Source organism: Microbacterium xylanilyticum, from assembly GCF_054654695.1.
On the sequence record NZ_BAAIEN010000002.1, the window covers coordinates 2,448,666 to 2,471,740 of the forward strand.

A 23,075-nucleotide genomic window follows, 5' to 3' on the forward strand; every position below is an offset into this window, starting at 1 on the left:
CTCTGTGAAGCGTGCGCGGCTCGCTCAGGAAGCCTGTGCGGCGAGGCGCTCCTTGACCGTCGACGCGTACACGTCCTCGTAGTGCTGCTCCCCCAGCCGCTGGATGGCGATCATGATCTCGTCGGTCACGGATCGGAGGATGTAGCGGTCGTTCTCCATCCCGGCGTAGCGGGAGAAGTCCAGGGGCTCTCCGATGACCATCCCCACGCGCATGACGCGCGGGATCCGCTGGCCCGTGGGCATCGCGATGTCGGTGTCGACCATCACCACCGGGATCACCGGGACCTTGGCCTCCAGCGCCATCCGCGCGATGCCCGTGCGACCCCGGTAGAGCTTGCCGTCGGGACTGCGGGTGCCCTCGGGGTAGATGCCGAGCAGGTCGCCGCGCCCGAGCACCTGCAGTCCGGTGTTCAGCGAGGCCTCCGACGCCTTGCCGCCCGAGCGGTCGATGGGCAGCTGGCCGGTGCCCTTCATGAACATCCGGGTGGCCCAGCCCTTGAGGCCCTTGCCCGTGAAGTAGTCGCTCTTGGCCAGGAACGACATCCGGCGATCCAGCATGAGGGGCAGGAAGATCGAGTCCGAGAAGGACAGATGGTTGCTCGCCATGATGGCCGCGCCGGTGGCGGGCACGTGCTGGCGGCCCACGATCCATGGGCGGAAGATCGCCTTCACCAAGGGCCCGATGGCGATGTACTTCATGAACCAGTAGATCATCGCCCGCAGTCTATCCCTCCGTCGCGGCGAGGACGAGAACCCTCTCGAGCTGTGCGACGCAGTTTCATGAATCATGCGACTGAATCTCACGCTCATGCCCTCCTCCCCAGGCGCGGCGTGGCATAGACTCCTGAGAAGCACGTACCCGTCCGGCCCCGAAGGAGTTGCCGTGGTCCAGTTCGAAGTCCCCGCGATCGTGAAAGCCGCGCCCGAGGACAACATCACCGACCTCCTGGAGCAGCGGGTGCTGAAGACCCCCGATCTCGTGCTGTTCTCCGTGCCGGACGGCGGCGGCTGGCGCGACATCACGGCGAGCGAGTTCCGCACGCAGGTGACGGCGCTCGCCAAGGGGTTCGTCGCGGCAGGCATCCAGCCCGGGGAGAAGGTGGGCTTCCTCGCCCGCACCACGTACGAGTGGACGCTCGTCGATTTCGCCCTGTTCTACGCCGGCGCGGTGATGGTGCCCATCTACGAGACCAGCTCGCCGTCGCAGATCCAGTGGATCCTGGAGGACTCGGGCGCGATCGCGCTCATGGTCGAGTCGCCCGAGCACTTCACGCGCTTCGACGAGGTGCGCGGCGATCTGCCGCTCATCCGCGAGGTCTGGCAGATGCACCTGGGAGCGATCGACCAGCTCACCGCGCAGGGCGCCGAGGTGCCTGACGAGGAGATCGAGCACCGGCGGAACATCGCGAACGGCGCGGACATCGCCACGCTCATCTACACCTCCGGCTCGACCGGCCGGCCGAAGGGCTGCGTGCTCACGCACAGCAACTTCGTGGAGCTCGCCCGCAACGCCGCGAAGTCGCTCGACGACGTGGTGTCGGTCCCGGGCGCATCGACCGTGCTGTTCATCACCACGGCGCACGTGTTCGCGCGGTTCATCTCGATCCTCACCATCCACGCCGGTGTGCGCACCGGGCACCAGCCCGACACGAAGCAGCTGCTCCCCGCGCTCGGCTCCTTCAAGCCCACCTTCCTGCTCGCCGTGCCGCGCGTGTTCGAGAAGGTGTACAACTCCGCCGAGCAGAAGGCCGAGGCGGGCGGCAAGGGCAAGATCTTCCGCGCCGCCGCCGCGACCGCGATCGAGCACTCCCGTCTCCTCGAGGAGGGCGCCAGGATCCCGCTCGGCATGCGGATCAAGTTCGCACTGTTCGACAAGCTCGTCTACGCGAAGCTGCGCGAGGCCATGGGCGGCAACGTGCGCTACGCGATCTCCGGATCCGCGCCGCTCGGCGCCCGCCTGGGCCACTTCTTCCACAGCCTCGGGATCACCATCCTGGAGGGCTACGGCCTCACCGAGACCACCGCCCCGGCGACCGTGAACACCGCGCGCATGTCGAAGATCGGCACGGTCGGGCCCGCGCTTCCCGGTGTCGGGATCCGCCTCGCGGATGACGGCGAGATCGAGGTGCGCGGCATCAACGTGTTCAAGGAGTACTGGAACAACCCCGAGGCGACCGCGGCCGCGTTCGACGACGGGTGGTTCCGCACCGGAGACCTCGGCTCCTTCGACGACGACGGCTTCCTCACGATCACCGGTCGCAAGAAGGAGATCATCGTCACCGCGGGCGGCAAGAACGTCTCGCCGGCGGCGCTGGAGGATCCGATCCGCGCCAACCCGATCGTCGGGCAGGTGGTCGTCGTCGGCGACCAGAAGCCGTTCATCGCCGCTCTCGTCACCCTGGATCCGGAGATGCTGCCGGCGTGGCTCGCGAACAACGGGCTCCCGGCCGACATGTCGCTGAAGGACGCGGCGACGAACGATGCCGTGCGCGCCGAGGTGCAGCGCGCGATCGACATCGCGAACACCCGGGTGTCGCGTGCCGAGTCCATCCGGAAGTTCACGATCCTTCCGACGGAGTGGACCGAGGCCGGCGGACACCTCACCCCGAAGATGTCGATCAAGCGCAACGTCATCCTGAAGGACTTCGCGCCGCAGATCGCCGAGATCTACAACGAGACCACGGCCACCACGACCGTCCCGATGGGCTGAGCCACCGCGACGGGAGAAGGCCCGCGGATCCGGATCGGATCCTCGGGCCTTCTTCTCAGAACCAGGAGCTCTCGCGCACCTCGCGCATGGCGGTCTTGCGCGTCTCAGGGTCGAGCCGGGACAGGTAGACCCGGCCGTCGAGATGGTCGGTCTCGTGCTGCAGCGCCTGTGCGAGCAGCCCCTCCCCCTCGAGCACCACCGGCTCCCCGTCGAGGTCGATGCCCTCCACACGGGCCCACGGGTGGCGAAGAGCGTCGTGCCAGAGCCCGGGCACCGAGAGGCAGCCCTCACCCGTCGGCACGGGCTCGCCGCGCACCTCGGTGAGAACCGGGTTGAGCACGTAGCCGATGTCGCCGTCGATGTTGTAGCTGAACGCCCGCAGCGCCACGCCGATCTGCGGCGCGGCCACGCCGGCCCGCCCGGGCAGTTCCACGGTGTCGACGAGGTCGGCGACGAGGGCGCGCACGCCGTCGTCGATGGTCTCGATCTCGGCGCACACCGTGCGCAGCACCGGGTCGCCGAACAGTCGGATCTCGCGGACCGTCATCAGGCGGCCTGCGCCCTCAGGCCCTCGACCACGACGGCCGCCAGCTCCCGCGCGGCCTGCCGGGTCTCCGGCTGGAGCGCGGAGAAGGAGATCGCGCTGCCCGCGGCGATGCTCGCGTCGTAAGGGATGCGCAGCACATGCGCGACCCTCGTGCGGAAGTGCGCCTCGAGCTCGCTCAGCCGCACCATCGGCGCCCCCGGCGTGGACTGGTTGAGCACCACGACGGCCTCGCGCACCTTGTCCGCGTACCCATTCGTCTCCAGCCACGTGAGCGTCTCGGACGCAAGCCGCGCCTCGTCGACGCTGAGACCGGCGACGACGACGAGCGTGTCGGCGCGATCCAGTGTCGCTCCCATGACCGCGTGCACGATGCCGGTGCCCGTGTCGGTGAGCACGAGCGAGTAGTAGTGCGCGGCGACGGACGCGACCTGGTCGTAGTCCTCGTCGTTGAACGCTTCGGATACGCGCGGATCGGTGTCCGAGGCGAGCACGTCGAGGCGCGTGGCGTCACGCGACACCACCGCGGAGATGTCGTGGTAGCCGGTGACCTGATCGTGGATGCGCACGAGATCGCGCACGGTCTTGCTGTTGGTGCGGGCGATGCGGTCGGCGAGCGTGCCGCGATCCGGGTTGGCGTCCACGGCGATCACCCGGTCCTCACGCGCGTCGGCCAGGGCCATGCCGAGCAGCGCCGTCACGGTGGTCTTGCCGACGCCGCCCTTGCGGCTCAGCACCGGCACGAAGCGGGCGCTGCCCGGCAGAGGCGCCGCGATGCGCGCGCTCAGGGCCTTGCGCTGCTGCGCGCGCTTGCCGTCGCCGAGGTTGATGCGGCGTCCGGAGATCGTGTAGAGCAGGTGGCTCCACAGCCCTTCCGGCTCGGGCGCGGTGAGTCGGGACGCGTCCAGCAGCCGGTCGGCCGTGAGCAGATCGGCGCTCTCGCGTTCCCGGTCGGCCAGCTGGTCCAGCCGGCGCGAGGCCAGCTCGGGCTCAGGAGCGCGGACGTGGTCGTCGGTCATGGTCTCCTCCTCCAGCGGGACGACGGATGCGATCTGCGCCGCCGACGCGGGCACGGGGTGCGGCTCGACCGCACGCAGCACGACGGCCTCGCGCGGGGCTTCCGCGGTGTCACGCGTCACCGCCTCAGCGAGGGTGACCGCCGCGGTGTCGCGCGGAGCGGCGTGAGCGCTCTCGTCGTGCACGGGCCGGGCGTCGGCATCGCTCCACTCGGCATCCGTCCCTTCCTCCTCGGCATCCGGAAGGTCGCCGGACGCCGGCTCGTCGGCGGCCTCCTGCGCGGCCGCGGGCTCCCGCTCGACGACGGCCTCCCGCTCGCCCTCGTGCTCGGGCCCGGGCTCGACGACCGGCTGCGGCTCGCGGGCGGCCTCCTGCTCGTCCAGGGACTCCTGCTCCACGGCGGGCTCGGGCTCGTCGACAGGCTCCTGCTCGGCGACGGGCTCCTGCTCGGCGATGGGCTCCTGCTCGTCCACGGTGCCCGGCTCGACAGGCTCAGCGTGCTCGTCCGCGCCGTCGGCCGACGCATCGGTGCGCGCGGCGTCCTCATCGTCGCCCTCGTTCTCGACGAGCTCGGCGACGACCGTCTCCTCCGCGGCGGCCGCGGGGATCTCGATGACGATGTCCGCGATCCCTGGCCCCTCGTGGATCCGGCCGATGCCGTCGCCGTCCGGAACGAACGCGGCCGGGTCGGCCTCGAGAACGAGATCCGTGAACGCCTCGCCATCGGTGACGTCGTCGTCCACGAGATCGTCCTCGTCGGCGACGGGAAGCGCGACGGGCACCTGCGCGGTGGCGTCGCCGAGAAGGCCGAGGTCGGCCGTGCTGATGGTGCCGGTGCTGTCGAGGACCCCGAGCGATTCCTCGGCATCCTCGCTCTGCGTGTTTCTGCGGTCTGTGTTCATGATGATCTGCTTCTCCCCCGCGACGCGTTCTGAGGAGCGCATCGCCCGCACAAGATTAGTGCACGCGCGTGCGGGCGGACCGGACACGGGATCCGGGCGGACGGCTCGTCCCGCCGTCCGCCCGGATGGTCACGTCGTCTGCGTCGGGCGGATGACGACGAGCAGATCCCCGGCGTCGACCTGCTGCGTCGCACTGATCGCGAAGCGTTCGACGACGCCGTCGACCGGTGCCGTGATCGCCGCCTCCATCTTCATCGCCTCGATCGAGGCGACGGGCTCGCCGGCGCGCACCGTGTCGCCGATCTCGACCTTGAGCGTGACCACCCCGGAGAACGGCGCGGCGACCTGACCCGGCTTGGACGTGTCGGCCTTCTCCACCTCACGCGCGTCCACCGCGATCGAGCGGTCTCGGACGAACACGGGTCGCAGCTGACCATTCAGGGTGGTCATGACCGTGCGGATGCCCTTCTCGTCGGCCTCTCCGATCGCTTCGAGGCCGACGTAGAGCTGGACACCCGGATCGATCTCCGCGACGTGCTCCTCGCCGGGCACGAGACCGTACAGGTAGTCGGGCGTGCCGAGTGCGGACAGATCGCCGAACGCCGCGCGGGTGCGCTCGAACTCCGCGGCCGGCCCGGGGAACAGCAGGTGGTTGAGCGTGCGGCGGCGCTCGAGGCTCTCCCCGTCGAGCGCCTGCTGCTCCTCCGCCGAGATCGGGACGACATCGATCGAGACGGTGCGTCCGGCCAGGGCCTTGGTGCGGAAGGGCTCGGGCCACCCTCCGGGCAGGTCGCCCAGCTCACCGGCCATGAAGCCGATCACCGAATCGGGGACGTCGTAGTTCTGCGGGTTCTGCTCGAAATCGGCGGGATCCGCTCCTGCCGCCACCAGCGCCAGGGCGAGGTCGCCGACCACCTTCGACGACGGGGTCACCTTCGGGATCCGGCCCAGGATCCGATCGGCGGCGGCGTACATGTCCTCGATGCGCTCGAAGTCGTCGGCCATGCCGAGTGCGATCGCCTGCTGCCGGAGGTTCGAGAGCTGCCCGCCGGGGATCTCGTGGTGGTACACCCGCCCGGTGGGGGCGGTCAGCCCGGACTCGAAGGGGCGGTACAGCTGGCGCACGCCCTCCCAGTAGGGCTCCAGGTCGGTGACCGCCTGCAGGTCCAGCCCGGTGTCGCGCTCGGTGTGCGCGAGCGCGGCCACGAGCGCGGACAGCGACGGCTGGCTGGTCGTGCCCGACATCGGGGCCGCGGCCGCGTCGACCGCGTCGGCGCCGGCCGCGCTGGCGGCCAGCAGGGTCGCGAGCTGCCCGCCCGCGGTGTCGTGCGTGTGCACGTGGACGGGCTGGTCGAACCGCTCGCGCAGCGCGCCCACGAGGCGTGCCGCCGCGGCCGGCCGGAGCAGACCGGCCATGTCCTTGATCGCGATGATGTGCGCGCCGGACTCCACGATCTGCTCCGCGAGACGCAGGTAGTAGTCCAGCGTGTACAGGTCCTCGGCGGGATCCAGCAGGTCGCCGGTGTAGCAGAGCGCGACCTCGGCGACGGCCGTCCCGGTCTCCAGGACCGCGTCGATCGCGGGGCGCATCTGCGACACGTCGTTGAGCGCGTCGAAGATGCGGAAGATGTCCACGCCCGTGGTCGCGGCCTCGCGCACGAACGCGTTCGTCACCTCGACCGGCCGCGGGGTGTACCCGACCGTGTTGCGTCCGCGCAGCAGCATCTGCAGCGGAATGTTCGGGATCGCCTTGCGGAGCGCCTCGAGTCGCTCCCACGGGTCCTCGGCGAGGAAGCGGAGCGCGACATCGTAGGTCGCCCCGCCCCAGGCCTCGATCGAGAGCAGCTGCGGCGTCATGCGCGCCACGTGCGGGCCCACGCGCACCAGGTCGCGCGTGCGCACGCGGGTCGCGAGCAGGGACTGATGCGCGTCGCGGAAGGTCGTCTCGGTCACCGCGAGCGCGGTCTGCTCGCGCAGCGCCCGAGCGAAGCCCGCCGGCCCGAGCTGGAGCAGCCGATCCCGGGCGCCGGCCGGCGGCTCGGCGCTCAGGTCGATCTTGGGCAGCTTGCTCCCGGGCGACGGCGACAGCGGCTTGTCGCCGTACGGGCGGTTCACGGTGACATCGCCGAGCCAGTTCAACAGCCGGGTCGCGCGGTCCCGCGACGGGTTGCTCGTGAGCAGCTGCGGCCGCTCCTCGATGAACAGGGTGGACAGGTCGCCCGCGACGAACGCCGGGTCGTCCAGCACGGCGCGCAGGAACGGGATGTTCGTGGCGACGCCGCGGATGCGGAACTCCGCCAGCGCGCGCTTGGCGCGTGCCACCGCGGCGGGGAAGTCGCGCCCGCGGCAGGTCAGCTTGGCGAGCATGGAATCGAAGTGCGGGCTGATCTGGGATCCGGCCGCCGTGGTGCCTCCATCGAGGCGGATGCCCGCGCCGCCCGGCGAGCGGTAGGTGGTGATCCGTCCGGTGTCGGGACGGAAGCCCTGCGCCGGGTCCTCGGTCGTGATGCGGCACTGCAGCGCGGCACCGCGCAGCTGGATGTCGTCCTGCTCCAGGCCGAGCTCGGCGAGCGTCTCGCCCGCGGCGATCCGGATCTGCGACTGCACGAGGTCGACGTCGGTCACCTCCTCGGTGACGGTGTGCTCGACCTGGATCCGCGGGTTCATCTCGATGAAGACGACCTCGCCGGCGCGTTCGCCCTCCGTCTCCAGCAGGAACTCGACCGTGCCCGCATTCTCGTACCCGATGGAGCGGGCGAAGGCGACCGCATAGCCGTGCAGGGCCGTCCGGATCGCGTCGTCGAGGTTCGGTGCCGGGGCGATCTCCACCACCTTCTGGTGGCGGCGCTGCACCGAGCAGTCCCGCTCGTACAGGTGCACCGTGTCGCCGGTGGCGTCGGCGAGCACCTGCACCTCGATGTGGCGCGGGCGCTGCACGGCCTGCTCGAGGAAGACCCGCGGGTCGCCGAAGGCGCTCCCCGCCTCCCGCATCGCCTCGGCCAGCGCCGGGGCGAGATCGCCGATCGCCTCCACGCGCCGCATGCCGCGGCCGCCGCCGCCGGCGACCGCCTTGACGAAGATCGGGAATCCGATGTCCGCGGCCTGCGCGACCAGCGCATCGACGTCGTCGGAGGCGTCGGTCGAGCGCAGCACCGGAACGCCCGCCGCCACGGCGTGCTGCTTGGCGGTCACCTTGTTCCCGGCCATCTCCAGCACGTGCGCCGGCGGGCCGATGAACGCGATCCCGTTCTCCGCGGCGCGGGCGGCGAGCTCCGGGTTCTCGGAGAGGAAGCCGTAGCCCGGGTAGATCGCGTCGGCGCCGCTCTCCTTCGCCACGCGGATGATCTCGTCCACGTCGAGGTAGGCCCGCACCGGGTGGCCGACCTCGCCGATCTGATAGGACTCGTCGGCTTTCTGGCGATGGAGGGATCCGCGATCCTCCCAGGGGAAGACGGCGACGGTCTTCGCTCCCACTTCGAACGCCGCTCGGAACGCGCGAATGGCGATCTCACCGCGGTTGGCCACAAGGATCTTCTGAAACATGGGCACCTCGAACACTGTTCTGCGCGGCGACGCGCATCGGGGGGCTGAGTGTGTCCTCAGCCTAGAGGAAGGTAACGTGGTCTTCGTGCACGTACTCAGCGTCAGTTCCCTCAAGGGCGGTGTCGGCAAGACGACCGTGACCCTCGGCCTCGCCTCTGCGGCGTTCGCCCGTGGTGTCCGGACCCTCGTGGTCGACCTCGACCCGCAGTCCGACGTCTCGACCGGCATGGACATCCAGGTCGCCGGGCGGCTCAACATCGCCGATGTCCTGGCCAACCCCAAGGAGAAGGTGGTCCGCCAGGCCATCACCTCCTCCGGCTGGGCGAAGGTGCACCCCGGGACCATCGACGTGCTCATCGGCAGCCCGTCCGCGATCAACTTCGACGGTCCGCATCCGAGCGTGCGCGACGTCTGGAAGCTCGAGGAGGCGCTCGCCGCCGTCGAGGCCGACTACGACCTCGTGCTCATCGACTGCGCCCCCTCGCTGAACGCGCTCACCCGCACGGCCTGGGCGGCGAGCGACCGCGTCATGGTCGTCACCGAGCCGGGGCTGTTCTCCGTCGCCGCCGCCGACCGCGCCCTGCGCGCGATCGAGGAGATCCGCCGGGGCCTCTCCCCCCGCCTCCAGCCGCTCGGCATCGTCGTCAACCGGGTGCGCCCGCAGTCCATCGAGCACCAGTTCCGCATCAAGGAGCTGCGCGACATGTTCGGCCCGCTGGTGCTGAGCCCGCAGCTGCCCGAGCGCACCTCGCTGCAGCAGGCGCAGGGCGCCGCGAAGCCGCTGCACATCTGGCCCGGCGACTCCGCCCAGGAGCTCGCGGCCGACTTCGACACCCTGCTGGACCGGGTGATCCGGACCGGGCGCATCGCGCTGCCCGACGACAGCCGCGTCTGAGACCGGCGCAGAGCCTCACGCCCACGTGCACGGAAAGAGCCGGCCCCCTCGGGGACCGGCTCTTCTTCGTCGTGAGCCGCTCAGGCGGAGCGGCGGGCGCGCCGCGCGGCGAGGTCGTCCATCGGCTCGGGGACCAGCGCGTCGAACTCGACGAGCGTCGCCTCCACCTCGTGGAACACCTTGCCCACGGCGATGCCGAAGACGCCCTGGCCGCGGCTGAGCAGGTCGATGACCTCGTCGTTCGAGGTGCACAGATAGACCGAGGCGCCGTCGCTCATCAGCGTGGTTCCGGCGAGGTCGCGGATCCCTGCGGCGCGGAGCTGGTCGACCGCAGTGCGGATCTGCTGCAGCGAGATGCCGGTGTTCAGCAGCTCCTTGACGAGCTTGAGCACGAGGATGTCACGGAAGCCGTAGAGGCGCTGGGATCCGGATCCGCTCGCCCCGCGCACGGTCGGGACGACCAGCTCCGTGCGGGCCCAGTAGTCCAGCTGGCGGTAGGTGATGCCGGCAGCGCGGGCGGCCACCGCACCGCGGTAACCCACCTCGTCGTCCATGGCCGGGAGGCCGTCGGTGAAGAGGAGATCGTCTCCGAACGACGGCCCGTCGCCACGTTCCTCGGCGCTCATGGCATCCTCCTCATCCTGAAGGCACGGAATCCTTCAACCACAACCTGAAAGTCGATGACTCCACGCTAGAACAGCGGGGCACCGCCGACAATGACATCCGGCCGCCGCCGAGGGTGTGTCGCAATCAGTTCGTTACGACAGCAGCCGACCGATGGCGTCCTTCACCAGAATCATGCGCACCTCATCCAGCCGCGCGGCCAGTTCCGGAGCCATCTCGCTGGCCCGCGCCCGCGACGGCGTATCGGTGCGCCGCAGCAGCGCGGACAGCGCGGACTGCACGAGGGCGACGTCGCGCTCGGCACTCTTCCGCAGCGGCCGCAGGTGGCGCGGGCCGATGCCGTGCCCGTCCAGGGCGACCAGGGCGCGCAGCAGGGCGACCGCGGACTCAGGATACGCCTCGGCGGCCGGGAGCATGCCGCTCGACACGGCGTCGCCGAGCAGGGCGTGCGTGGCCCCCGCGGCGCTGACGAGCTCGTCGCGGCGGTATCGGCGCGGACCGTGCACGATCGACGCCGGGAGCTCGGGCGCGCCGCCGGACGCCTCGAGCGCGTCGAGGTGCTCGCGGATCACCTTGAGCGGGAGGTACTGGTCGCGCTGCAGCGTGAGCGCGATGCGGATCCGCTCGAGATCGGCGGCGGAGAACTTGCGATATCCGGATGCCGTGCGCACCGGATTCACGATCCCCTTCTCCTCGAGGAAGCGGAGCTTCGAGGCCCGCACGTCGGGGAACTCCGGCGTCAGGCGCGCGAGCACCTGGCCGATGCTCAGCAGCCCGGTCGGGGCGGCGCGCTCGGCGGCTGTCGCCGCCATCAGCCGTTCGCCTGCGCGAGATCCACGGGCGAGGCGAAGAAGTTCAGCCGGAACTTCCCGACCCGCACCTCGTATCCGTTGCGCAGCTCGCTGCGGTCGACGCGCTCGCCGTTGACGTAGGTGCCGTTCAGCGAGCGCTGATCGATGATCTCGAACGCGGTGCCCGTGCGGATGACCTCGGCATGACGACGGGAGACGGTCACGTCGTCGAAGAAGATGTCGGCTTCCGGGTGCCGCCCGACCGTGGTGACGGCGGTGTCCAGCAGATAGCGGGCACCGGCGAGCGCGCCGGAGCGGACCAGCAGCAGCGCCGAGCCCGAAGGGAGTGCGGCGATGGCGGCCTGCTCGACCTGCGTCAGCTCGGCGCCGAACGGGACGAAGGACAGATCGGAGTCGTGTCCGAACGTCTGCGTGGTGTCATGCGCGGGCTCTCCGCCGCGTCGGACGGCGCCTTCGGGAACGTCGTTCTCAGTCACTGTGCACCCCGCCTCTGGCGTTCCAGCCTATCGGAAGGCCGCCGCCACCGGGAGCCGGATCCGGGCCTGCGGACGCCCGCCCGGGGCGGCGCCGCCGAACGGTAGGCTGAGGGTATGCCACATTACGATGTCGTCATCCTCGGCGCGGGCCCTGGCGGCTACGTCGCCGCCGTCCGCAGCGCTCAGCTCGGCCTGTCCACCGCGATCATCGAGGAGAAGTACTGGGGCGGTGTCTGCCTGAACGTGGGCTGCATCCCCTCCAAGTCCCTCCTGAAGAACGCCGAGATCGCGCACACCTTCACTCACAAGGCCGAGTTCTTCGGCATCTCGGGTGACGTGTCCTTCGACTTCGGCGCGGCGTTCGACCGCAGCCGCAAGGTGGCGGACACCCACGTCAAGGGTATCCACTTCCTGATGAAGAAGAACAAGGTCACCGAGTACGAGGGTCGCGGCACCTTCACCGGCCCGAAGGCCATCTCGGTCGCCAAGGCCGACGGCTCGACGGAAGAGGTCACCTTCGACAACGCGATCATCGCGACCGGCTCGACCGTGCGTCTGCTGCCGGGCGTGCAGCTCAGCGACAACGTCGTGACCTACGAGGAGCAGATCCTCACCCGTGAGCTGCCCGACTCGATCGTCATCGTCGGCGCCGGCGCGATCGGCATGGAGTTCGCCTACGTGCTGTCGAACTACGGCGTGAAGGTCACCATCATCGAGTTCCTCGACCGCGCACTCCCCAATGAGGACGTCGACGTGTCGAAGGAGATCCAGAAGCAGTACAAGAAGTACGGCATCGACATCCTCACCTCCACCAAGGTCGAGACGATCGTCGACAACGGCTCGTCGGTCACCGTGACCTACACCGGCCAGGACGGTCAGCAGACCTCGATCGAGGCCGGCAAGGTGCTCATGTCGGTCGGCTTCGCGCCGAACGTCAACGGCTTCGGTCTCGAGAACACCGGCGTGAAGCTCACCGAGCGCGGCGCCATCGACATCGACGACCACATGCGCACGAACGTCGAGGGCATCTACGCGATCGGCGATGTGACCGCCAAGCTGCAGCTCGCGCACGTCGCCGAGGCTCAGGCCGTCGTCGCCGCCGAGACCATCGGCAAGGCCGAGACGCAGACGCTGGGCGACTACCGGATGATGCCGCGTGCGACGTTCTGCCAGCCGCAGGTCGCCAGCTTCGGTCTCACCGAGGAGCAGGCCAAGGCCGAGGGTCGCGAGATCAAGGTCGCGAAGTTCCCGTTCAGCGCGAACGGCAAGGCGAACGGTCTGGGCGAGCCGATCGGCTTCGTCAAGCTCATCGCCGACGCCGAGCACCTCGAGCTCATCGGCGGCCACCTGATCGGCCCCGACGTGTCGGAGCTGCTGCCCGAGCTCACCCTCGCGCAGAAGTGGGACCTCACCGCTCTCGAGGCGGCCCGCAACGTGCACACCCACCCGACGCTGTCCGAGGCGCTCCAGGAGGCCTTCCACGGCCTCGCGGGCCACATGATCAACCTCTGATCGGATCCGGTCGGACGAGGGCCGGTCACGCATCACGCGTGGCCGGCCCTCGTCGTCTGCGCTCAGAGTCCGCGCATCGTGACCAGGCCGGCGGCCCAGGGACGCAGCGGCGCGGTGCCGAGCGCGCGGATGAGGCTCTCCCGCGCGAGCGCCGCCGGCACCGGCGCCGGCGCGCCCATCGCCATGTAGAACGCGCTGCGCCGCTGCGCGGCACGAGCCGCACGCAGGGTCGCGCGCGCATAGTCGCCGAGGTCCGCGTCCCGGCGCGCGAGGGCCGCGCGCAGCGCCGTCGCCAGGCGGCCGGCATCCATCCAGCCGAGGTTCATGCCCTGGCCGCCGATCGGGCTGATCTCGTGCGCGGCATCGCCGAGCAGCGCGATCCTGCCCCGCACCGGGGTGCGGGCGAGGTGCTGCGCCGCGAGGAACGACACGGGCACGACGTCGGATTCGAGCGCCGGATCCGTCCCCGTGCGCGCGCGGATCGCGGCGCCGAATCCGTCCGCCGTGGTGAGGTCCTCCCCCTCGGCGGCGCGCACGACCCAGCGCCGGAGACCTCCGGGCAACGGGAACGACTCGACCAGTCCGCCCGGACCGCAGTGCAGCAGCGCCCTGGACCCGGCCGTGGGATCCGGCACGTCCGCCATCGCATACCGGGCCCTGCCGGCGCGGCGCCGCCACCCCAGCCCGAGCTCGGCGCGCAGCCCGCTGCGCACGCCGTCCGCGAGCACCGCGAAGGCGACCCTGAGCTCGCGTCGCCGGGCGCCGACGTCGACCCGCAGGCGCACGAAACCGCCCTCGTCGCGCACCCCGCGCACGGTGCAGCCCGCCCGCAGGGCCGCCGGCGACACCTCCTCGAGCCGCCGCAGCAGCAGGGCGTGCGTGCGCTGCTGCGGCAGCACCAGCACCGGCCGCTCGGAGGGGAACGCGAGCGAGGCGAGCACCTTCCCCCGGCTGAGCACGTCGCCGCCGGCGAGCGCCAGCGCCCCGGCGCGGACTGCGGATCCGATCCCGGCACGGTCGAGCACGGCGAGGCCCGGCGGATGGATCCCGATCGCCCTGCTGCGCAGATCCTCCCCCTCCCGCTGCTCGCAGACCACGACGTCGACGCCGTCCTGGACGAGCAGGCAGGCCAGCAGCAGCCCCACGGGCCCTGCTCCGACGATGACGACCTCGTGGTCGAGCACCGGGTCAGGAGACGCCATCGTCCTGTTCCCAGCGCAGCTCCAGTCGGGACGGGAGGCCGCCTCGGACCACCCAGCCCGGCGGCGCGATCGCCACGAGCTCGGCGACAGTGTAGGAGCGGCGGATGCTCGTCAGCCCATCCTCGCGGATGAAGGATCCGGAGAGCAGCGTGCCCGCGAACGGCCACGTCCCCACCGCGAACGCCGCGTACCCGAACCGGCTGCGGGCGATGTCGCGATGCGCGACGAGGCCGTGCGGGGCGACCAGTCCGCGTGTGGTCGCGAGCATCTCCGCGAGGCTCTCGTCGTCCAGGTGGTGCAGCACATGGTTCGACAGCACGACGTCGAACCTCTCGCCGCGCTCCACCAGGTCCGCCGCCGGGGCGCAGCGGTACCCGACGCCGGCGCCGCCGTCGTGCGCGCCGGCCCACGCCACCGCGCGCGGGTCGATGTCGAGCGCCGTGATCTCCGCGTCGAGCCGGTCCCGGCGCAGGCGCGCGGCGAGCGCCCGGCACAGGTCGCCGCCGCCCGCGCCGACGTCGAGGATGCGCAGGGGCGCTGCGCCCGCGGACCGGCGGCGCAGGGCACGCGGTCGCACATCCGCACGGTAGAGCGCCCCCGGGCGCGAGACGACCGCGTTGATCGCGCCGAAGCGCCGGTAGGTGCGCTCCAGCATCTGCGGATCCGCGTCGGGGTCGTCCATGAGCTCGCGGACGTCCGCGGCGCGCGCGGAGAGGTCAGTGCGCATCGCTCTCTGCGCCGACCACGGTCATCAGCGCGCTCTCCGCGGTCAGCCCGGGACCGAACGCCATCGCGGAGACCCGGTCGCCGTCGCGCGCGCCCTCCTCCTCGAGGATGCGCTGCAGCACGAACAGCACCGTGGCGCTGGACATGTTGCCGTTGCGCCGCAGCGTCTCCCGCGCGGGGTGCAGCTGCGCGTCGCTGAGCCCCAGCCGCTCCTGCACCCGGTCGAGGATGCTGCGCCCTCCGGGATGGATCGCCCAGTGCCGCACCCGCTCGCCGATCGCGCCGTCGTGGTACGGCGTGCTGAGCTCCCCCGCGTACAGCGGGCGCAGCGCCTCGACGATCGTCTCGCCGATGATCTGCGGGACGCCGGTGGACAGGATCATCTCGAAGCCGCGGTCGCCGATCGTCCACGCCATGTCCTTCTCCCCCTCGGGGGCGATCGCGGTGTGGAAGCGGTCCAGCCGCAGGCCGGGCGTCGCTGACGGGCGTGCCGTGACGATGCCTGCGGCCGCCCCGTCGGCGAAGAGCGAGGAGGCGACGATGACGTCCGGGTCGTCCGAGGAGCGCAGGTGCAGCGTGCACAGCTCGACGCTCACGACCAGCACGACGGCATCCGGATCCGCGGCGCAGAACTGGCTCGCCGCGCGCAGCGCCGGCATCGAGGCGTAGCACCCCATGAAGCCGAGGTGATAGCGCTGCACCGCGTCGGAGAGGCCCAGGGCGCGCACGATCTCGTACTCCGGACCCGGGGCGTGGAAGCCGGTGCAGGACACCGTGATCACGTGGGTGACGTCGCCCGGGCCGATCTCGGGGTCGGCCTCGAGGGCTGCGCGCGCGGCGGCGACGAACAGCCGGCGCGCCTCGCGCACGTAGATCTCGTTGCGGACACCCGTGGCGGGCGACAGCAGCGTGCCGCTGGACCGGTCGAAGAAGACGGGCTCCGCGCCCGTGTCGGCGAGAGTGAGCTCGTCGAGCACGGTGCGCCGGGTGTCGATGCCGGATCCGTCGAAGGATGCGGTCACGATGCGCCGCGCGAGCCGGGACAGCTCCGGCTGCGCCGCGAACACGTCGCGCACCTCGTTCTGGTGCAGGACCGTGTCCGGCACGACCGTCTGCAGGGACCTCAGCACCGCGGGGCTGCTCATGGTGCCCACTCAAGCACGCGCCCGTCACTGCAGGAAGGGTCTTGCGAATCCTCATCCGCCTCTGGCAGGCCCGCCGGATCCTGCTCAGAACCCGAGCGCGCGCCCCAGCTTCGAGCCCGACGGCGACGGACGCCCTCCTGCGGCGGCCACCGCCCGCTCCACCGCCTGGAAGAACGCGCTCCGGCCGGCCCCGTCCGAGGGCGCGGCAGGGCCGAGCTCCATCTCCCATTCGCGCCACGCTCGCTGCACGCCCTGACGCAGATCGGTCGCCCGGACACGGTCGTCGACGAACTCGGCGACCACACCGCCGGGCCCGGTGAGCAGATACGCCGTGCGGTCGTTCTCGATGCGCGCGAGCGGCAGCAGCGGCTGCATCGTCCACTGCGCGACGACCTCGGCGACCTGCGGCGGCATCTCCTCCGACGGCCCCAGCGGCCAGCCCAGCTCGACTCGCCCGTCGCCTGTGCGAGGGCCCTTCACGTGCCAGCCCTCGTCCGGCCCGCCGGTGCGGCGCCGCAGCGCCACGCCGGCACGGGCGAGGTCTCCGGCCGCGGTGTCGAAGTAGCGCGCGTCCAGAGCGCGGGCCTCACCGGCGGTCACCGCCTCGACGCCGGGGATCGCGTCCCACGAGGGCAGCGGCGTGCTGTCGTCGACGTCGTACTTGCGCTCGATCTCGAGGGTGCGCGACGGCTCAGACATCCGCGGGGTTGAGGTCGTCTTGGGAGCCCTGGTACCAGTAGTCGGTCTGGGTGGGGCCGTCGTGCTCACCCGTGTGGGTCGGCTCGCCGCGCTTGTTGTACACGAGCAGCGTCTCGCTGTAGGGGATCGCGATCTCGTCGTCCGCCGATCCGATGGGGATGATCTGCCCGTCCAGCGGGCCGCCGTGAAGCCGTGCGAGTGCCATGGGATCACCCTAATCCCCCGGGGTCGCCCCGTGCGCGGTCACGCCGCGGCGACCCCGAGCGCGCCGCCGACGATCATCCACGGTCCGAACGCGATGTGGGTCGAGCCCGTGGCGCGGCGCAGCAGGATGAGCCCGAGCGCGTATCCGGCGCCGAGCACGAACGCGGCCGCCGCGCCGACGACGAGCGCCTGCCACCCGTGCCAGCCGAGCACAGCTCCGATGAGGGCGGCGAGCTTCACATCGCCGCCGCCCATGCCGCCGCGGCTCACGGCGCGCAGCAGTGCGTAGAAGCCGCCGAGCAGCAGCATGCCCCACAGCGCGCCGAGCATCCGCGAGCCCATCTCCGCGAACAGCGCGCCGGCGAGCGCGAGCAGCAGCGCACCCGCGAGCGTCGGCAGCACGATCCGGTCGGGAAGCCGGTGCGTGCCGATGTCGACGACGATGAGCCAGGCGCCGATCCCGAGCAGCGCGACGTGCGCCAGCACGACGACGAGGCCTGCGGGATCCATGCAGGCCACCCTCCCAGATCCGCCGGGCGGGCGTGGCGAGCCTGTGGATAAAGGGGCGCAGCGTCGACGGCCGTGGTGCCGGAGCCGCCGCCGTCAAGGGGCTCGGGCGTCCGGCCTCCCCGCGGTACCGTCGCGACGAGGGGGTCAGCATGCCTGCAGAGCACACCCGCGCGGAGGGGCGACGGGATCCGCACCGCACCGGTCGCGTGCGCGTGGGCGTGTCGGGCTGGCGCTACGCGCGCTGGCGCGGCGACTTCTATCCGAAGGGTCTGCCGCAGCGGCGGGAGCTGGCGTACATCGCGGAGCGCTTCTCCACTCTCGAGCTGAACGGGACCTTCTACTCGCTGCAGCGGCCGTCCAGCTTCCGCAGCTGGGCCGAGAGCGTGCCGGAGGACTTCGTCTTCGCGGTCAAGGGCTCGCGCTACGTCACGCACATGCTGCGGCTGCGCGACGCGGACACCGCGCTGGCCAACTTCTTCGGATCCGGGGTGCTCGCCCTCGGCGCCCGTCTCGGACCGATCCTGTGGCAGCTCCCCGAGCGCCTCTCCTTCGACCGCGCCCTGCTGGCCTCCTTCCTGGTGGCGCTGCCGCGCTCGACCGGTGAAGCGCTCGCCCTCGCGCGGCGCCACGATGATCGCCTGTCCGGCAGGGAGTGGCTCGCCATCGACGCCGACGCACCCCTGCGGCACGCGATCGAGCCGCGCTCCGCGTCCTTCGCCGCGCCAGAGAGCATCGCGCTGCTCCGGGAGCACGGGATCGCGCTCGTCGTCGCGGACACCGCCGGCCGGTGGCCGCGGTTCCACGATCTCACCGCCGATTTCGTCTACGTCCGCCTGCACGGCGCGGAGGAGCTCTACCGCAGCGGCTACGGTCCGGCCGAGCTGCGGGGCTGGGCCGACGACATCCGCGGCTGGGCGGACGGCACGGCCGACGGCCGACCTCGCGATGTGTACGCGTACTTCGACAACGACGCCCTCGGGCACGCGCCGCACGACGCCGAGTCGCTGGCCGTCCTGGTCGGCGATGTCCCCGTCCGGCGCTGAGGGACAGCACTCGACGGATCCCGTCGTCGGCGCCGACGGATCCCGGCCCGCCGTCAGCAGGCGACGGATTCCGACGACCGCCGATCTCGCCGGCTTCCACCGCCGCGGAGGGATCAGGCCACGACGTCGTGCGCCCGGCGCAGATCGTCCGCGAGGCCGCGCCGGCCGCGCGCCCGGTCCTCCGCCTCGCGCAGCCGCAGCAGGCTGGACGGATGCACCGTCACGAGCACGGGAGAGGCCGAAGGGCCGGCGGATTCCTGGATGCGCCCCCGCTCCTCGCCGATCCTCACGGTCCGGTTCAGCAGCGCGCGGGCGCCGGTGGCGCCCAGGGCGACGATCACCCCGGGCCGCACCGCGGCGATCTCCGCCTCCAGCCAGGGGCGGCAGGCGACGACGTGCGCGACGGCGGGCTTCTCGTGGATCCGCCGCTTGCCCCGGCGCTCGAAGCGGAAGTGCTTGACCGCGTTCGTGAGATACACCTCGTCCTCGGCGATCCCGGCCTCGTCGAGCACCTCGGTGAGCAGCCGCCCCGCGGGCCCGACGAACGGCTCGCCGCTCAGGTCCTCACGGTCCCCCGGCTGCTCGCCGACGAGCATCATCGGGGCTGAGGCCGCTCCGCGCGAGAACACGACCTGGGTGGCGTCACGCCACAGCTCGCAGCCGTGACAGCCCGTCGCCGCTGTGCGCAGATCGTCGATCCCGCCATCGGACGGGACCCAGGGGCGCGCATCCTCGGTCTCCGGCATGATGCGCTCAGGCGGAGCGGAGCAGGATCCGCCCGTCCTCGACCTTCGCCTCCCAGCGCGGCTGCGGCACGCTCGCGGGTCCACGGCGCACCGCGCCGTCCTCGACGCGGAACCTGCTGCCGTGCCACGGACAGGTGATGCACCCGTCCGCCCCCAGCTCGCCCTCGTCCAGCGGTCCACCGGCATGCGTGCAGACCGCGGAGATCGCGTGCAGCCGGGAGCTGATGCGCATGAGCAGCACCGGGACGTCGTCCACCACCACCCGCGTCCGCGCGCCCTCGGCGAGGTCGGCGTCGGCGCCGACGTCGGTCCAGCGCCGCACCGTCGGCTGGAAGGCGGTGTGGTTGACACCGGTGCCGCGCACGAGCGACAGGTGACCGCCCAGATAGGACGAGGTGAGCGTGAGCCCGAGCCCCAGCAGGCTGAGCGTCGTGCCCGCTCCGTGGTGCCCGCGGCGCCGCACGAACCAGGACGTGATCTGCAGAGCGGAGGCGGTCGCGTTCGCGGCCGCGTGGATGAGTCCCACCCGCTTGGCCGGCCCGTACATCGCCGACCAGTCGGAGGCGCCCGCAGCGGCCGTCGGTGCCGACGCGAGGATACCGAGGCCGACGAGGCGGCGCGAGGCGGCCGGATCCGCACCGGTGAGGTCGAGCACGGTGGCTGCGCCCCACGCGCCGATCGGCAGGTCGGTGAGCATCGGATGCGCTTGGTGGCCGAGCCAGGATCCGGAGAGCGCGTTCTTCACGGCCGGGGACCGGGTCGCGGCGTCGACCCACCCGCTGAGCTTCTCCGCCGCAGGATCGAGCCCTCTGGTCTTCCCGATCTTCCGGATCAGGGACTGCATCGCCGAAGTCACTCGCATGGGATCCCTCCTCCGCACCGTGTCGCCGGAACCTCCTGTCTACCCGCGAGGTCGACGAGGGTCAACGGCTTGACACACGGCCCCGCAGGAGGCAGTCGCCCCGCGCCGCGTCGGTCAGAGATCGAGGATCTCGAGCTCCACGACGATGGTGTCGCCCTCGCCGAAACCCTCGGCCTCGCGCACCGCCCGCTTCAGCGGCAGGACGTAGGCGCTGCCGTTGTAGAAGATCGACGTGCGCCAGCGGGTCAGGCCGATCCGCGCCTGCACGCGCAGCGAGGAGAAGCCGCGCGGCGGCGCCGGCAGCTCGTGGATCTCGGCAGACAGCTCCTCCGGCACGGAGGCGAAGAACCAGGAATCGGTGCGTGCGGCCCACCGCCACACGTCGCTGTCGAACTCGATCCGCATGGGTTCACCGTAACCCGCACCCCGGGATCCGCGTCGATTCGGCCATGTCGGATGTACGGATTATCGTCATCCTTGCCGTTGCAGTATTCGAAGAGATATTCGAGAATGGAGTGCATGGGGATGACTCTCGGTTCCATGATCGCCCCCGCCGCCGACACCGACGACCGGGTCGCGGATGTGCTGCGCCTGCGTCGGGAGATCACCCGGATGCAGCGCCGGCGCAGCGATCTGCCGCTGATCCCGGTGCCCTCAGCGCTCGAGCCGATCCTCCCCGAGGGCGGACTGCAGGTCGGGACCGCGTACTCCCTCTCCCCCTCCCCCGGGCTCATCGGCGCGCTGCTCGCCGGCGCCTCCCGCACCGGCGCCTGGTGCGCCGCCGTCGGCATGCCCACCCTGGGCGTGGAGGCGCTGGCCGGGCACGGCGTCGAGCTGGACCGGCTCCTCCTCGTCCCCGCGCCGGGCGCCCGCTGGCTCGCTGTCGTCTCGGCGCTGAGCGAGGTGGTCCCGCTCATCGCGGTCCGCCCCTCGTCCGCCGCCCGGGAGGCGGAGCTGAGCCGGCTGCACGCCCGGCTGCGCGATCGCGGCTGCACGCTGCTCGTGGTCTCCCCCGCGGCCTGGCCGCAGAGCGAGGGGTCGATCCGCGTGCACGACCCGCACTGGCAGGGGCTCGGCGACGGCTGGGGCGCGCTGGAGGAGTGCGAGGTGACGGTCACCGCGCACACCCGGCGCTCCCCCGTGCCGCAGAGCGTGCGCGTGCGGCTGCCGGGAGCCCACGGCACGATCGAGCCGGTCTCCCCGGCCGCGCCCCGGCTCGTCCCGCTCCCCGCGGTGCGCGAGGATCAGCGCCCGTCCGCGCCGTCCGAGGCCCGCCGGCGCGCCGAGGCGCGCGAGCTCCTGGCGGTGGCCGGATGAGCGCCCCGGTGCGGGAGCCGGTGCGGGTGATCGTGCTGTGGTTCCCCGACTGGCCGCTGCACGCGGCACTGGGCGCCGAGGCTGCGGCGCCCGCGGCGATCCTGCACGCCAACCGCGTCGTCGCCTGCAGCGCGGCGGCGCGCGCACAGGGGGTGCGGATCGGGCAGCGTCGCCGCGAGGCGCAGGGACTGGTGCCGAGCCTGCGGATCGTGCCCGCGGATCCGGCACGGGACGAACGCGCGTTCCTCCCCGTGCTGCGGCTGATCGAGGCGCAGGCCCCCGGCGTGCAGCTGCTCCGCCCCGGGCTCGCCCTGCTCCGCGCCCGCGGGGTCGCCCGCTTCCACGGCGGCGAGGAGGAGGCGGCCCGCGCCCTGCACGCCCTGCTCGCGGCGTCGGGGCACCCCGATGTGCGGATCGGGATCGCGGACGGCCCGTTCACCGCGGAGCTCGCCGCACGCGGGGCGGATCCGGTGCTCGTGGTCGGCGCGGGGGCGTCCGCGGCGTTCCTCGCTCCGCTGCCCGTGCAGGCGCTGCAGGATCCGGAGGTGACGGGGCTGCTGCTCCGCCTCGGCGTGCGCACCCTGGGTGAGCTCTCCGCCCTGGGTGCGGCACGGCTGCGGGAGCGCTTCGGCGAGCACGGGGCGCGCCTGCACGCGCTCGCGGCGGGAGCGGATTCCCGGCCCGTCGTGCCGCGACCGCCGAATCCGGAGCTCGCCGCAGAGGTCGAGTTCGAGACGCCTCTGAGCCAGTCCGACCAGATCGCCTTCGCCGTGCGGCAGAGCGCGGACGCCGTGATCCTCGCGCTCGCCAAGGCCTCGCTGGTGTGCACGGAGGTGCGGATCGACCTCACGGACGATGACGACGGGGTGACCTCGCGGACCTGGCTGCATCCGACCTGCTTCGAGGCCACCGACCTCGTCGACCGGGTGCGCTGGCAGCTGGAGTCGCTGGCCTCCGCCGCAGCCGGCGACGACGACGAGGCGCACCGCTTCCGCGGCATCGTCCGGGTGCGGATCGCCCCGGTCGCCGTCGACGACGCCGCCCACCATCAGCCGGGCCTGTTCGGCTCCGGCACCGACGAACGGCTGCACCACGCCGTCTCCCGGGTGCAGACCCTGCTCGGGCACGAGGGCGTGGTCACCGCGGTCGTCGCCGGAGGGCGCCTCATCGCCGACCGGCAGCAGCTCACCCCCTGGGGCGAGCGGGCGGTTCCGGCGCGTCCTGCCGACCAGCCCTGGCCGGGGCAGCTGCCGGAGCCGCTGCCCGCGGAGGTGTTCACCCCGCCCCGGCCGATCGCGGTGACCGCGGCCGACGGCACCCCGGTCACCGTCGACGCACGCGGACTGCTCAGCGCGGCGCCGGCGGCGGTGGACTCCTGCGCGGTGCGGTCCTGGGCGGGGCCGTGGCCGGTGCGGGACCGGCGCGGGGATCCGGCCGGCGCGCTCCGCGGCGAGCGCCTGCAGCTCGTCGACGAGCAGGACAGGGCGTGGCTCGTGCTGCATGTCGACGACCGCAGTGACGGGGCCGATGCCGGCGCCACCCCCAACGGGCGCTGGCTGGCCGAAGGGAGGTATCACTGATGGGCT

22 protein-coding genes are annotated in these 23,075 nt (G+C 72.0%); 6 read left to right on the top strand and 16 right to left on the bottom strand.

Annotated elements, in window-relative coordinates; genetic code table 11:
• Window positions 1–24: 24 nt before the first annotated feature.
• The gene (locus ACYQ1L_RS12365) at window positions 25–714 is read right to left on the bottom strand and encodes a lysophospholipid acyltransferase family protein (protein ID WP_460004406.1); all 690 of its coding nucleotides are present in this window, start codon (window positions 712–714) and stop codon (window positions 25–27) included.
• A gap of 169 nt (window positions 715–883) precedes the next feature.
• On the opposite strand from ACYQ1L_RS12365, the gene ACYQ1L_RS12370 reads away from it, so the two are divergent.
• Window positions 884–2,710, top strand: a complete 1,827-nt coding sequence (locus tag ACYQ1L_RS12370) for an AMP-dependent synthetase/ligase (RefSeq protein WP_460004407.1) — start codon at window positions 884–886, stop codon at window positions 2,708–2,710.
• Between the two features lie 55 nt (window positions 2,711–2,765).
• Here the strand turns inward: ACYQ1L_RS12370 and def are convergent, their stop codons facing one another.
• From def to ACYQ1L_RS12385, 3 genes are all read right to left on the bottom strand, one after another.
• Complete coding sequence (gene def, locus ACYQ1L_RS12375) at window positions 2,766–3,257, bottom strand: peptide deformylase (protein WP_460004408.1); 492 nt, start codon at window positions 3,255–3,257, stop codon at window positions 2,766–2,768.
• Entirely contained in the window at window positions 3,257–5,173 is a 1,917-nt protein-coding gene (locus tag ACYQ1L_RS12380) for a MinD/ParA family ATP-binding protein (protein WP_460004409.1), read from the bottom strand. Before ACYQ1L_RS12380 ends, def begins: the two co-directional genes overlap by 1 nt.
• 129 nt (window positions 5,174–5,302) lie before the next feature.
• Window positions 5,303–8,716 carry a pyruvate carboxylase gene (locus tag ACYQ1L_RS12385; RefSeq protein WP_460004410.1) on the bottom strand — a complete coding sequence of 1,138 codons (3,414 nt, stop codon included), beginning with the start codon at window positions 8,714–8,716 and terminating at the stop codon, window positions 5,303–5,305.
• Window positions 8,717–8,801: 85 nt separating this feature from the next.
• Here ACYQ1L_RS12385 and ACYQ1L_RS12390 point away from each other — a divergent pair, with 85 nt between their 5' ends.
• Window positions 8,802–9,611: a ParA family protein gene (locus ACYQ1L_RS12390; protein ID WP_460005815.1), complete on the top strand. Its 810-nt coding sequence runs from the start codon at window positions 8,802–8,804 to the stop codon at window positions 9,609–9,611.
• An 80-nt stretch (window positions 9,612–9,691) separates the two neighbouring features.
• On the opposite strand, the gene ACYQ1L_RS12395 is transcribed toward ACYQ1L_RS12390, so the two are convergent.
• From ACYQ1L_RS12395 to ACYQ1L_RS12405, 3 genes are all read right to left on the bottom strand, one after another.
• Window positions 9,692–10,237: a MerR family transcriptional regulator gene (locus ACYQ1L_RS12395; RefSeq protein WP_159575649.1), complete on the bottom strand. Its 546-nt coding sequence runs from the start codon at window positions 10,235–10,237 to the stop codon at window positions 9,692–9,694.
• Between the two features lie 132 nt (window positions 10,238–10,369).
• Window positions 10,370–11,047, bottom strand: coding sequence for a transcriptional regulator FtsR (gene ftsR / locus ACYQ1L_RS12400; protein WP_460004411.1), 678 nt, complete (start codon window positions 11,045–11,047; stop codon window positions 10,370–10,372).
• Complete coding sequence (locus ACYQ1L_RS12405; protein ID WP_460004412.1) at window positions 11,047–11,523, bottom strand: FHA domain-containing protein; 477 nt, start codon at window positions 11,521–11,523, stop codon at window positions 11,047–11,049. Before ACYQ1L_RS12405 ends, ftsR begins: the two co-directional genes overlap by 1 nt.
• Window positions 11,524–11,637: 114 nt before the next feature.
• On the opposite strand from ACYQ1L_RS12405, the gene lpdA reads away from it, so the two are divergent.
• Window positions 11,638–13,035, top strand: a complete 1,398-nt coding sequence (gene lpdA / locus ACYQ1L_RS12410) for a dihydrolipoyl dehydrogenase (RefSeq protein ID WP_460004413.1) — start codon at window positions 11,638–11,640, stop codon at window positions 13,033–13,035.
• A gap of 62 nt (window positions 13,036–13,097) precedes the next feature.
• On the opposite strand, the gene ACYQ1L_RS12415 is transcribed toward lpdA, so the two are convergent.
• The 6 genes from ACYQ1L_RS12415 to ACYQ1L_RS12440 all read right to left on the bottom strand — a co-directional run bounded on the left by ACYQ1L_RS12415 (window position 13,098) and on the right by ACYQ1L_RS12440 (window position 17,521).
• A complete protein-coding gene (locus tag ACYQ1L_RS12415) occupies window positions 13,098–14,237 on the bottom strand; it encodes an FAD-dependent oxidoreductase (protein WP_460004414.1) in 1,140 nt (379 codons plus the stop codon).
• Window positions 14,224–14,964: a methyltransferase domain-containing protein gene (locus ACYQ1L_RS12420; protein WP_460004415.1), complete on the bottom strand. Its 741-nt coding sequence runs from the start codon at window positions 14,962–14,964 to the stop codon at window positions 14,224–14,226. The genes ACYQ1L_RS12415 and ACYQ1L_RS12420 overlap by 14 nt, the downstream gene beginning before the upstream one ends.
• The gene (locus ACYQ1L_RS12425) at window positions 14,954–16,108 is read right to left on the bottom strand and encodes a type III polyketide synthase (protein WP_460004416.1); all 1,155 of its coding nucleotides are present in this window, start codon (window positions 16,106–16,108) and stop codon (window positions 14,954–14,956) included. The genes ACYQ1L_RS12420 and ACYQ1L_RS12425 overlap by 11 nt, the downstream gene beginning before the upstream one ends.
• 84 nt (window positions 16,109–16,192) lie before the next feature.
• Window positions 16,193–16,807: a CYTH domain-containing protein gene (locus ACYQ1L_RS12430; RefSeq protein ID WP_460004417.1), complete on the bottom strand. Its 615-nt coding sequence runs from the start codon at window positions 16,805–16,807 to the stop codon at window positions 16,193–16,195.
• The gene (locus ACYQ1L_RS12435) at window positions 16,800–17,012 is read right to left on the bottom strand and encodes a response regulator (RefSeq protein ID WP_159575642.1); all 213 of its coding nucleotides are present in this window, start codon (window positions 17,010–17,012) and stop codon (window positions 16,800–16,802) included. Before ACYQ1L_RS12435 ends, ACYQ1L_RS12430 begins: the two co-directional genes overlap by 8 nt.
• A gap of 38 nt (window positions 17,013–17,050) precedes the next feature.
• Window positions 17,051–17,521 carry a prepilin peptidase gene (locus ACYQ1L_RS12440; RefSeq protein WP_460004418.1) on the bottom strand — a complete coding sequence of 157 codons (471 nt, stop codon included), beginning with the start codon at window positions 17,519–17,521 and terminating at the stop codon, window positions 17,051–17,053.
• A gap of 149 nt (window positions 17,522–17,670) precedes the next feature.
• Between ACYQ1L_RS12440 and ACYQ1L_RS12445 the strand changes: the two genes are divergently transcribed.
• Complete coding sequence (locus ACYQ1L_RS12445; protein ID WP_460004419.1) at window positions 17,671–18,564, top strand: DUF72 domain-containing protein; 894 nt, start codon at window positions 17,671–17,673, stop codon at window positions 18,562–18,564.
• A gap of 113 nt (window positions 18,565–18,677) precedes the next feature.
• On the opposite strand, the gene ACYQ1L_RS12450 is transcribed toward ACYQ1L_RS12445, so the two are convergent.
• From ACYQ1L_RS12450 to ACYQ1L_RS12460, 3 genes are all read right to left on the bottom strand, one after another.
• Window positions 18,678–19,310 carry a UdgX family uracil-DNA binding protein gene (locus ACYQ1L_RS12450; RefSeq protein ID WP_460004420.1) on the bottom strand — a complete coding sequence of 211 codons (633 nt, stop codon included), beginning with the start codon at window positions 19,308–19,310 and terminating at the stop codon, window positions 18,678–18,680.
• Between the two features lie 7 nt (window positions 19,311–19,317).
• A complete protein-coding gene (locus ACYQ1L_RS12455) occupies window positions 19,318–20,172 on the bottom strand; it encodes a Rieske (2Fe-2S) protein (RefSeq protein WP_460004421.1) in 855 nt (284 codons plus the stop codon).
• Window positions 20,173–20,286: 114 nt separating this feature from the next.
• On the bottom strand, window positions 20,287–20,577 hold the full coding sequence (locus ACYQ1L_RS12460; protein WP_460004422.1) for a DUF1905 domain-containing protein: 291 nt from the start codon (window positions 20,575–20,577) through the stop codon (window positions 20,287–20,289).
• 114 nt (window positions 20,578–20,691) lie between these two features.
• On the opposite strand from ACYQ1L_RS12460, the gene ACYQ1L_RS12465 reads away from it, so the two are divergent.
• Both ACYQ1L_RS12465 and ACYQ1L_RS12470 read left to right on the top strand, forming a co-directional pair.
• Entirely contained in the window at window positions 20,692–21,489 is a 798-nt protein-coding gene (locus tag ACYQ1L_RS12465) for a hypothetical protein (RefSeq protein WP_460004423.1), read from the top strand.
• Window positions 21,486–23,069, top strand: a complete 1,584-nt coding sequence (locus ACYQ1L_RS12470; RefSeq protein ID WP_460004424.1) for a DNA polymerase Y family protein — start codon at window positions 21,486–21,488, stop codon at window positions 23,067–23,069. The genes ACYQ1L_RS12465 and ACYQ1L_RS12470 overlap by 4 nt, the downstream gene beginning before the upstream one ends.
• Window positions 23,070–23,075: the final 6 nt, after the last annotated feature.